Source organism: Flavobacterium subsaxonicum WB 4.1-42 = DSM 21790 (genome assembly GCF_000422725.1).
Classification (GTDB): domain Bacteria; phylum Bacteroidota; class Bacteroidia; order Flavobacteriales; family Flavobacteriaceae; genus Flavobacterium; species Flavobacterium subsaxonicum.
This window is the reverse complement of the sequence record NZ_KE383913.1, coordinates 26,681-37,584: the sequence shown is the minus strand read 5'-3', so window position 1 is coordinate 37,584 and position 10,904 is coordinate 26,681. Positions and strand designations below refer to the sequence as shown.

At 43.6% G+C, this 10,904-nt stretch carries 9 protein-coding genes and 1 riboswitch; of the genes, 5 read left to right on the top strand and 4 right to left on the bottom strand.

Annotated features, from left to right (window positions below):
- Positions 1 to 104: 104 nt before the first annotated feature.
- The 3 genes from G509_RS0120980 to G509_RS0120970 all read right to left on the bottom strand — a co-directional run bounded on the left by G509_RS0120980 (position 105) and on the right by G509_RS0120970 (position 3,760).
- Complete coding sequence (locus G509_RS0120980; protein ID WP_026993351.1) at positions 105 to 362, bottom strand: hypothetical protein; 258 nt, start codon at positions 360 to 362, stop codon at positions 105 to 107.
- Positions 363 to 570: 208 nt separating this feature from the next.
- Positions 571 to 1,776 carry a C1 family peptidase gene (locus G509_RS0120975; protein ID WP_026993350.1) on the bottom strand — a complete coding sequence of 402 codons (1,206 nt, stop codon included), beginning with the start codon at positions 1,774 to 1,776 and terminating at the stop codon, positions 571 to 573.
- Positions 1,777 to 1,858: 82 nt separating this feature from the next.
- Entirely contained in the window at positions 1,859 to 3,760 is a 1,902-nt protein-coding gene (locus G509_RS0120970; protein ID WP_026993349.1) for a S9 family peptidase, read from the bottom strand.
- Positions 3,761 to 3,906: 146 nt separating this feature from the next.
- Here G509_RS0120970 and G509_RS0120965 point away from each other — a divergent pair, with 146 nt between their 5' ends.
- The 4 genes from G509_RS0120965 to G509_RS0120950 all read left to right on the top strand — a co-directional run bounded on the left by G509_RS0120965 (position 3,907) and on the right by G509_RS0120950 (position 8,243).
- Positions 3,907 to 4,437, top strand: a complete 531-nt coding sequence (locus G509_RS0120965; RefSeq protein ID WP_026993348.1) for a putative antibiotic biosynthesis monooxygenase — start codon at positions 3,907 to 3,909, stop codon at positions 4,435 to 4,437.
- Between the two features lie 706 nt (positions 4,438 to 5,143).
- Positions 5,144 to 6,373, top strand: a complete 1,230-nt coding sequence (locus G509_RS0120960; protein ID WP_026993347.1) for a dicarboxylate/amino acid:cation symporter — start codon at positions 5,144 to 5,146, stop codon at positions 6,371 to 6,373.
- 14 nt (positions 6,374 to 6,387) lie between these two features.
- Positions 6,388 to 7,134: a DedA family protein gene (locus G509_RS0120955; RefSeq protein WP_026993346.1), complete on the top strand. Its 747-nt coding sequence runs from the start codon at positions 6,388 to 6,390 to the stop codon at positions 7,132 to 7,134.
- Complete coding sequence (locus tag G509_RS0120950; protein WP_026993345.1) at positions 7,131 to 8,243, top strand: NAD(P)/FAD-dependent oxidoreductase; 1,113 nt, start codon at positions 7,131 to 7,133, stop codon at positions 8,241 to 8,243. Before G509_RS0120955 ends, G509_RS0120950 begins: the two co-directional genes overlap by 4 nt.
- A 320-nt stretch (positions 8,244 to 8,563) precedes the next feature.
- Here G509_RS0120950 and G509_RS0120945 read toward each other — a convergent pair whose 3' ends face one another.
- Positions 8,564 to 9,103 carry a hypothetical protein gene (locus G509_RS0120945; RefSeq protein ID WP_026993344.1) on the bottom strand — a complete coding sequence of 180 codons (540 nt, stop codon included), beginning with the start codon at positions 9,101 to 9,103 and terminating at the stop codon, positions 8,564 to 8,566.
- Positions 9,104 to 9,308: 205 nt separating this feature from the next.
- A riboswitch (cobalamin riboswitch) is annotated at positions 9,309 to 9,489 on the top strand.
- 95 nt (positions 9,490 to 9,584) lie between these two features.
- Between G509_RS0120945 and G509_RS0120940 the strand changes: the two genes are divergently transcribed.
- Positions 9,585 to 10,877, top strand: a complete 1,293-nt coding sequence (locus tag G509_RS0120940; protein ID WP_026993343.1) for a T9SS type A sorting domain-containing protein — start codon at positions 9,585 to 9,587, stop codon at positions 10,875 to 10,877.
- The last annotated feature ends 27 nt before the right edge of the window (positions 10,878 to 10,904 follow it).

Here is a 10,904-nt window from a genome sequence, read left to right as displayed (position 1 = left end):
AATTTTTAAACCTACAAGTCTTCGATACCTTGAGGTTGCCAAGCTGGTATATATTAATTCCCTAACGGGAAATTTAATATGGGGTCGGCACGATGCTACCGAAATTAAATCGCTACGAGATACATTGCGCCGATTTTTGAAATGATGATATGCCGCTCCTCCGGAGCTCTCTGAATAACAGCCTTGTTATTGCTATAGATATGCCGCCCCGCCGGGGCTCGCAATCTCCGCGCTTCCTGCAAGGTTTTTAAAACCTCGTAGGTATTAATTTTAAAAAGGATTTGGCGTGTGGTATGTTGAATTTTTAAACCTACAAGGTCTTCGAGACCTTGCAGGTTGATTGCCGTATATGCCTCCTGCAAACTTTTTAGAACCTTGAGGTATTAATTTTTTAGAAGATTCAGGTTGTTTAATTTTCCCATCTTGATGATGAGCTTCGGAGAAGCGGCATATCTATAGAAAATTGTTTTGGTTAGGTAAGAGCTCCGGAGGAGCGGCATATAAAATCAGCACAAAAAAAATCCCAACTGTTACGATTGGGATTTCTGTATTATTTTATTAAAGCAAGGATTACTTAACGCTAAGGTTTAGTTTTTTAGCCATCTCTTTAGTAAGGCCGCCTTTGTTTAACAGTATGGCAGTACTTTTATATTTTACAAAGTTTTTGCTCATGTACAGGTAGCCTTTATAATCGTTGGTGGCACCCCACGAGTTTTTAACAATGTAGTATTCTTTACCGTTTTGGTCTTTGCTAAGGCCAACAATGTGCATGCCGTGGTCGTCCTGTGTCTGGTAATTGTCAAAAGCTTTTTGGCGTAACGCCTCGGTAATTTCCAGTTCCGGCTGCGGGCCTTTAAAAATAGCCTCTTTTTCTTCGGCTGTCATTGTAGCAACATCTTTTGCAGGTATGTAAGCCACGCCGTTTTTCCAGCTAAAGCCTTTTTCGCTAACGTCGCCTGCCCATCCTACGGTGTACCCTTTTTTAAGGGCAGCATCTATAACATCGGTAAGCTCGTTCATTTTTACATTATAAACCATGTCTAACGACCAGTTATCTGGCACCATTAGCACAAACGGCAGGTAGTACGGGTGGTCTGAAAACGATGACAGCTCAACATACTCATCGGGGTTAATGCCCACCACCTCTTTAGCAAAAGTTTGCGGGGTGTATTTTTTGCCTTTATAATCAAAAGACTGCGGCACTTCGCCAAGGTAAGTATCAATAACCGATGTGTAGGCTTTGATCCAGTTAGGCGAAAGTTCGCCGTTAGGGTTTTTAACCACAGCAGCAAGAAGGCCCTCGTTCATGGCAGCCATCTCGGCAAATTTATTGTTGGCAGTACCGTAGTTAAGGCCTGTATAAACGCTTTGCGGCATAGCGCCATATTTGCGGTACATGTTTATAACATCGTGCAGTGCACCACCATCGCCAAGGGTAATGGCGCCGTGCATGCGTACGTAGTTAATACCTTTTTCTATGTAAGCATTACGGGCAGTATATATTTGCGAAATCTCTACCGGCTGCTTGCCCATGCGGATCATTTCCGACTCTAAAAACGAGTTGGCCGAATAGCTCCAGCATGTACCCGATGAGCCCTGGTTTTTTACCGGGGTGTTTTCAATATTTACAACATCGGTAAATACAAAAGAGTCTTTACTGTTAGCGCTTTGGTTGCTTTTAAGCGAATTTACAAGGTAATCCTGTGCATAACCTCCCTGCATGCCGGCCAGCATTAACGAAGCGGCTACAAAAGGCTTAATTGAAAAATTAGACATAAACTTTTTACTATTTAGTTGAGTTTTATTTAAAACGCTAAAATACAGAAAATTTACAAAATCTTAACGTTTTGTGACATTTCTATAAGGTTTCCTTTAACCACTTAAAGTATTCGCGTTGCCAAACCAGTGCGTTTTGCGGTTTTAGCACCCAGTGGTTCTCATCAGGAAAGTATAAAAACCTACTTTTTATGCCCCTTAGCTGCGCTGCCTGAAATGCTTCCTGTCCCTGCCCGATAGGCACCCTGAAATCGACACCCCCCTGAACTACCAATATTGGGGTGTTCCATTTTTCTACCATATTAACGGGGTTAAACTGGCCGTAGGTTTTTTGGGCAACTGCGTTGTCTTTTTCCCAGTACGGGCCGCCACTATCCCAATTGGTAAAGAAAACCTCCTCTGTAGTGCCATACATGCTTTGCAGGTTAAAAACACCATCGTGTGCAATAAAGGTTTTAAAGCGGTTGTTGTGTATGCCCGCCAAATAAAATACCGAGTAGCCACCATAGCTGGCACCCACGGCACCCAGCCTTTTGGTATCTACATACGGCTCTTTGGCCACGGCATCTATGGCGCTAAGGTAATCGTTCATAACCTGGCCGCCCCAGTCTTTACTAATAGCTTCGTTCCACTCTACACCGTGGCCCGGCATACCGCGGCGGTTAGGTGCCACAACAATGTAGCCCTGCGCTGCCATAAGCTGAAAATTCCACCTGAACGAGTAAAACTGCGTTAGCGCACTTTGCGGGCCACCCTGGCAATACAGCAGGGTAGGGTATTTCTTTTTAGCATCAAAGTTAGGGGGCAATACCACCCAAACCAGCATCTTTTTACCATCGGTAGTGGTAACGTAGCGTTTCTCTGTCTTGCTTAGCCCAATTTTAGCATAAGCCGCATTGTTGACCGATGTTAGCTGTTTCCAGGTTTTCTTTTTAAGGTCGTAGCTGTAAATTTCTGTAGCGTGGTTCATATCGGCACGCTCGGCAATCACGGTGTTACCGCTAAAGCCAACGATTGTATTCACATCAAAATCGCCGTTAGTAATTTGCGTAACGGTAACCGCAATTTTTGTCAACCCCGGAAAGTTAACCTCAAACAACTGCTTGGTACCATCTATAGGGGCCAGAAAGTATACTTTTTTACCATCGGCACTCCACATAAAACTGTCAACAGTGCCATCCCAACCGGCGGTAAGGTTAATTTCCATACCCTTAAAACGCACAATAATATCATTCTTATCGGCCTCATAACCGTCGCGTTTCATTTGCAGCCAGGTAAGGTCGCCCTGCGGCGAATAGCCGGGGTTGGTATCGTAGCCCGGATTGTTGGGGGTAAGGTTGGTGGTTTTTTTGGTGGCCAGGTTATACTCGTATATATTAGTATCGGTACTGGTGGCATACGCCGTACCCGATTTCTTTTTACTTACGTAGATAATGCTCTTGCCATCGGGGCTCCAGGCATAATCTTCTTCGCCGCCAAAAGGTTTTTGAGGCGAATCGTACGGCTCATCGGGCATAATATCGGTAAAGTTATCTTTATCGGCCACAGGCGTAAAGCCCACGTGGTTGTGCAGGCCGCTGCTCCAGGTATCCCAATGGCGGTAATCCAGGCCATCGTATATTTGAACGGTACTTTTATCAAGGTCTTTGTAATAATCGCTGCCGTATACTTTTTCTACCTTAATTTCTTTACTGGTAAGGTACAGCTTGCCATCGGGCGAAACATACTTATCGGCCAGCAGGGCCTTGTATTCTTTAACCTCGGTGGCAGTGCCTCCGGTAAGGGGAATGGTATAAAATTTAGCATCCGATTTATTCTCGGCTACATTGGGTATGCTTACCCTGTATACAATGTTTTTCCCGTCTTTGGTAATGCCCAGGGTGCTAACGCGGCCAAGGCTCCAAAGCATTTCGGGGGTCATGCTGTTTTGTGCCGAAGCAGATAATCCCATGATGGTTAATGTTAGAAGAAGAACTTTTTTCATTTGTAAATTTTGTAAAACTTTATCAAAAATAATTAATAGTTTTTAGGCACAGGCATTATTGCAAAAATTAACCTGAAAAACTGCTGCGCTACATTTGAGGGTTTTAAAATTCGGCTATATTTATGATGCCAAATAAACCAACACTTATGAAACCAAAAAAACCTGTACACGTTGCTGTAACAAGAAAAATACTGCCGGGAAAAGAAGAAGAATTTAAAACTGCGCTTCGTAATTTTTTAGGCGAATCGTTTATACAGGGCGGCGTACAGGGTGCCGGTATGATAACCGCGCTGCCCGGTGCGGCAAGTAACGAAATTGGCATTTTGCGCACCTTTGCCAACGAAGCCCAGCGCGATGCCTTTTACAATTCGAAACTATTTAAAGATTGGGATGCTTATGCCGCTACCCTTACAGAGCCGGCCCAGTACCGCAACTTAACAGGTCTGGAAGCCTGGTTCAGGTCGCCTAACCAGCCACCGCGCTATAAAATGGCACTGGCTACTTTGGTAGGTGTATTTCCTACGGCAATGCTGCTGGCTGTAACACTTATACCTGTTACTTTAAGCTGGCCGTTAGCGGTGGGCCAGTTGGTAATAGCTGTGGTTATGGTGGCGCTGCTAACGTGGGTGGTTATGCCTGTTGTTACCAAAATTTTAGGCGGCTGGCTGAGTAAGTAGATATGAATTTATATGCCCCTTAGTACTGCAATTATTTTTCTATAGATATGCCGCTTCTCCGAAGCCTATAATCGAGATAGGAAATTAAAGCAATCCGAATCTTTAGAAAATTACACCTACAAGGTTTTAAAAACCTTGCAGGAGGCGCGGCGATTGTAAGCCCCGGCGGGGCGGCATGTCTATAGCAATAACGAGGCGGCACGACAGGGAGCTCCGGAGGAGCGGCATATAATCCGTACAGAATGTACTCCAGGGAATAATATACCTACAAGGTTTTGAAAACCTTGCAGGAGGTGTGTAGGCTTGGCAACCTGCAAGGTTTCGAAGACCTTGTAGGTTTAAAAATCTACATCCCCCAGGCTAATCCTTTTAGAAAATTAACACCTGTAAGGTTTTAAAAACCTTACAGGTGGCGCGGCGATTGTAAGCCCCGGCGGGGCGGCATATAATTGTTTCGATTACGTTACAGAAATACTATCTGCATATCGAATTGTTTGCTGTAATTTTATAGCTATTGTTAAATTTCGGAATAATAATTGTCGTTTACTTTGAAACAGTAACAGTTAAATATTTTTCTTACGTTTTTATTAATAAGCTTTTAATGGTTTGTACTATACTGTAGCGGCACTAATACCGTTTAATTAGTAGTTAACTAAAGGCCGTTTCAAAAATTATCAGTAATTTCACGGGCTTAAAACACGCACGTTTGAAAAGCAACAACAAATTATTTATAGCCATTATTATTGGGCTTGTATTGGGTGTGGCCTTAGGCGGACAGGTATTTTACCATGCCCCCGAAAGTGCCCCCGCCTTTGCAAAGAACATTAAACTACTGGGCACCATATTTATACGCATGGTGCAAATGATAATTGCACCCCTTGTTTTTTGTACCCTTGTTGTGGGTATTGCCAAAATGGGCGACATGAAAATGGTGGGCCGCGTGGGCGGTAAGGCTATGGCATGGTTTATATCGGCATCTTTAATATCGCTGCTTTTGGGCATGGTATTGGTAAACTGGCTGGAGCCGGGCAAAAATGCCACCGTTAGCATGAAAGATGTTGCCCCGGCCGATGAGCTTGTACACAACACCGGTGGTTTCTCTATAGAAAATTTTGTAGTGCACGTTGTGCCTAAAAGTATAGTTGAGGCTATGGCAGGTAACGAGATCTTACAGATCGTTATTTTTGCCATAATGTTTGGTATTGCCCTGTCGTCTGTTGGCGATATTGGCAAACCGGTTATAAAAGTGCTCGATACCATATCGCACGTAGTGCTAAAAATGGTAAGCTACATTATGTGGGTAGCCCCGCTGGGCGTTTTTGGCGCCGTGGCCGGTGCTGTGGCTATTTATGGTTTTGATATCTGGCAGCTGTATGCCAACTACCTTGTAGATTTTGCCCTGGGCATCTTCCTTTTATGGATATTGTTGCTCTCTGTAGGCTACCTTATATTGGGTAAAAGGCTTTTCGCACTGCTTAAAAGGCTGGCGAGCCCCTTACTTATTGCCTTTAGTACCACGAGCAGTGAGGCGGTTTTCCCGAAACTGACAGAAGAGCTGGAGCGCTTTGGGTGCGACCCTAAAATTGTATCGTTTACACTACCGCTGGGTTACTCGTTTAACCTGGATGGCAGTATGATGTACATGACTTTTGCAAGCCTTTTTATTGCACAGGTATATGGCATAGACATGCCTATAGAAAAACAATTGCTTATGTTGCTGGTGCTTATGCTTACCAGTAAAGGTGTGGCGGGTGTGCCAAGGGCATCGCTTATTGTGGTGGTGGCTACCTGTGCCATGTTCGATATTCCGCCGGAAGGCATTGCGCTTATATTACCTATAGACCACTTTTGCGATATGGCGCGCAGTATGACCAATGTACTGGGTAATGCCCTGGCTACTACGGCCGTAGATAAGTGGGAAACTAAAATAGATTAAAAAATAAAAAAGATATGAAAGACGGTTTCGACTGGATGCAGTTAATTAACCCTGAATTTTACATTAACCTGCAGTTAGGTGGTGTGCCCGTTGGTATTTACGTAGTACTGTTTATTGTTTTTGCCGAGACCGGCCTTTTTGCCGGGTTCTTTTTACCGGGAGACAGCCTTTTGTTTCTTGCCGGTATTTACAGCACAGAGCTGCTTAGCACTGTTTTGGTACTTGATGGCGACTTTATAAACGTATTTGTACTGGCGCTGTTAATTGCGGCATCGGGTGTGGTGGGCAACACCTTTGGCTACTGGTTTGGCGCTAAAAGCGGTACCTACCTTTATGCTAAAGAAGATACCTTCTGGTTCAAGAAAAAATACCTTATACAATCGCACGAGTTTTTCGAAAAGCACGGTGGCCGCGCCATTATTTTTGCGCGTTTTTTACCCATCATCCGTACGTTTGCACCTATTATAGCCGGTGTTGTGGGCATGGACAAGAAAAAGTTTATGCTGTACAACATTGTAAGCTCTATACTATGGTCGTTTACCCTGATATTTGCCGGGCATTACCTGTACGAGCTGTTTATTAAGGAGTTCGACATCGACCTTAAGAGCCATATCGAAAAAATTATAATAGGCATTGTGCTTATTACTACAGTGCCCCTTATTTTAAATGCACTTAAAGGTAACAAGGTTACCGAAGAAGAGTTTAAAAAAGAGGCTACGGACGACGATGATAACGAAAACCCAGGCATTTTCCCGAATTGAAACTCAGCTGGTGGGAAATAGACAGTTGGTTCTCTAATGTCGACTATACCATTGTGGGTAGCGGCATCGTGGGCCTGCATGCGGCTATAGCGCTGCGCGAGCGTTTCCCCCAGAGTAAAATATTGGTTTTAGAAAGAGGCCCGTTGCCACAGGGGGCCAGTACCAAAAATGCGGGCTTTGCCTGTTTTGGAAGCCTTTCGGAAATTATAGACGACCTTACCACCCATACCGAAGAAGAGGTTACCGCCCTGATACAAAAACGCTGGAACGGACTCCAATTGCTGCGCAAACGCCTTGGCGATGCCGTAATTGATTTTAAGCCCTACGGCGGATATGAGATTTTTTTAGATAGCGATACCTCCGGATACGAAAATTGCATCAGCAAACTGCCGTTTGTAAACGATGTGCTTCGCCCGTTGTTTAAAGCCGATGTGTTTGCCACAGAAACCGACCGCTTTGGCTTTAAGGGTACCAAAGAGCAACTGGTTTTTAACCCGTTTGAGGGGCAGATTGATACCGGCCGTATGATGCAGGCATTGCTTAAAGAAGCCGCCGCCCATAACATCTTAATTTTAAACAGCCAGACCGTTACCGCTTACCACGAAAAGGCTGATGGGGTACAGGTAGACCTGGATGGTTTTAGCTTCAGCACTAAAAAGCTGCTGTTTGCCACCAATGGGTTTGCAGCGCAGCTAACCAACGGCGCGGTTAAGCCCGCCCGTGCGCAGGTGCTTATTACCAATCCTATTCAAAATCTCGATATTAAAGGCACGTTCCACATCGACCGTGGCTACTATTATTTTCGGAATATTGGCAACCGCATACTCTTTGGCGGTGCCCGCAACCTCGACTTTGAGGGCGAAACTACTACTGATTTCGGCGAGACCGATATCATCCAGGAACAGCTCGAAAAACTGCTGCGCGAGGTTATACTCCCACAAACCGACTTTACCGTTTCCCACCGCTGGAGCGGCATAATGGGCATGGGCGCTGCCAAGAAACCCGTGGTGCAGCAACTCTCTAACCATGTGTACTGCGGCGTACGGCTGGGCGGCATGGGCATTGCCATTGGCAGCATTATAGGGCAGGAACTGGCAGATTTGGTTTAAAAGTTATCTGAGTAATAATTTGATTTCGCCCTTTATGTTTCTGGGTAACGATATTTCGATACTTAGGGATTTTGACCAATAAAAAAGCCTCTAAAATTTGAGGCTCTATTTTTTTATGATAAATCTTAGTAAATAAAAAAGCTTCCCGAAAAGAAAAGCTTTTTAAATAAGGTCGTTCAGATATTTCAAGCCCTGTCTTTCGACTGTTCAGACTTTTTCTACCCTACCTTTATGAGTACAAAGGTACGATAAGTACTCGTCTTATCATTATTATTATTATCTTTTTTATCTATACTATTATCTCCTACTATAGTTACATCTTATTTTACTTCAGCAATTAATTTTATTGTACCATTTTCTAATTTACTTAATGTAGATGATTCACCATCAACTTTTACAATATATTGACCATCAAATATTTTAAAAGAATTTGTAATCATAGCTGTAATAAATGTCATCTCATATAGGCCTGCATCCAAGAAATGTAATTCACAAGTAATATTTAAAAGAGCTCCATCCTCACATTGTTCTTTTAAGACAAATCTATAGTTTCGTCCCTTTCGCTCAGGATACTGTAATAGTTTTACCAAAGGATATCTAAGCTGATAATAAAAAATGTGTTTAAATGACTTACTTGCTAATTTCTTTAAGACATCTATTTCAATACCATCTCTTTCCAGCTGTCTAATGCTTACATGCTCATCGTACCATATTTCAACATCATATTTTATATTGATTGTACAATCCTGTCTCGCATTTTGAGTAGAAGCATTCACACCATATTTTAGGGGATCAACGATAAATGTTTCAATTACAGGACTTTTTATTCTTATTCTTTTCGGTTTATCGTCGCCACTCATTGATTAACTTATTTTTTACTACAATATTAGCCAAAATATAATTAATCTTTATTTTTTAGGATTAATTTCTTTTGTCAACAGTGTTTTACACATTAAGCAACTTACCTCTGTTTTTATAATGAGCAGATATTGCGAAATCCTTAAAAAGTCATAACTTAATATGCAGGTCATTACGTTTTTCCTACAATAATAAGTATTAAGCTGTATATTTGCGTCGCTTAATGGTTCCTTCTATGCGAAGGATTAAAAGGGAACGTTGTTAAAATCAACGGCTGTTTCCGCAACTGTAATGCCTGTAACTGTATGTTTAGTATGCCACTGCCGCAAGCGGGAAGGCAAACATACGGGGGCTAAGCCAGGAGACCTGCCATTAGGCCGTATTTAGTTTTCGGCAAAAAAACTCAAATGCAATCTTCCCCGCTAAGGGCAGGCTGTATTGTGTTTTGTAGCCTCTTAACCCTTAATTCCAACACACGGAAAAATGAAAAAACTTTTACTTATTGGCGTGGCCTTACTGGGCCTGCAAAACCTTGTTGCACAACAAAAAACTTTTGAACTTGATGTGGTTGCCGAAGGTAACTTTGGTACCCCGAATGGCGATGTGTTTCACCTTTCTAACGCCACGGGCACTGTGGTACAGCAGGGGCCAATGTACCAGAACGCCAATACCGGCGCTACGGGCTTTGATGTTTTACAGGATTATGAAGTTATAGGCAGCAAGGCCGTATTTTTGTCTAAAGGCGTATCGTACAGTGTGGTGGTGGCCAATTATCCGTCTTTCGAAACGGTGCATACCTTTACCGCTATTGGCGCACCGCAAACCCTTGTTACGGGTGGTACTGATAAAGCTTATGTATCGGTAAGCAACCCAACGGCGGTATACCAGATAGACCTTGCCACCAACACGGCTACCCCGGTTAACGATGCTAACAGCGAAATTAGCAGCTACTCTAACTACATGCTGTATGCCAACGGTTTTGTATATGTGGCTATGCCTTCTAAACTGGTTAAAATAAACCCGGCTACCAATACGGTTGTATCAGCTATTGCTACCCAAGTGGGTGGTATTAATGGCCTTGAGTATGATGCCGACAGCAATACGGTTTGGGTATTGGGTGATACTGCTTTACAGGCTATAGCCGATGATACCGATGTAACAGCTGCCCCAATAACGTTGACCGGCGTTACCAATGCGGGTTACTTAAGGTTTGCTAACAATGTGCTGTATTTTTTATCGGGTAAAACAGTGTATGCTTTTAGTACCGAAAACCAGACTGCACCTGCCTCGGCCATTTACACCAGTACCCTTACCGGCACCTGGGATTTTGCCTACGGTAAAGGTTTTGATGTAGACGAAACGTCGGGCGATTTTGTAATTGGTACGGCAGGGGCTTTTGCGGGTCCGTCTACTTACGAAATTGTAGATGGTACTACGTTACAGGTTCTTGCTTCGGGTACTATTCCCGGTTGTATGGGGGCTAACGAGTTTGCCCTTAAAACGCAGGTGCCACTTAGTATTGCAAATCCGGCTCAGGCGCAGTTTAGTGCGTATCCTAACCCGGCGTCTGACAGGCTTACGTTTGCCCCTAAAACCGATGGTGCGTATTCGGTATCGCTTTACAATGCGTTGGGTGCCCAGGTGCGTACCCTACAGGCTACCGGCCAAGCCGTTATTAATGTAAGCGACCTGCCAACAGGTGTGTATTTTGCAAAGCTTAGCTACAATGGTGCATCTAACCAGGGTGGTGTACAAAAAATTATGATAGCGCGATAAACGCATCTTTTTATATAATGTATCCGG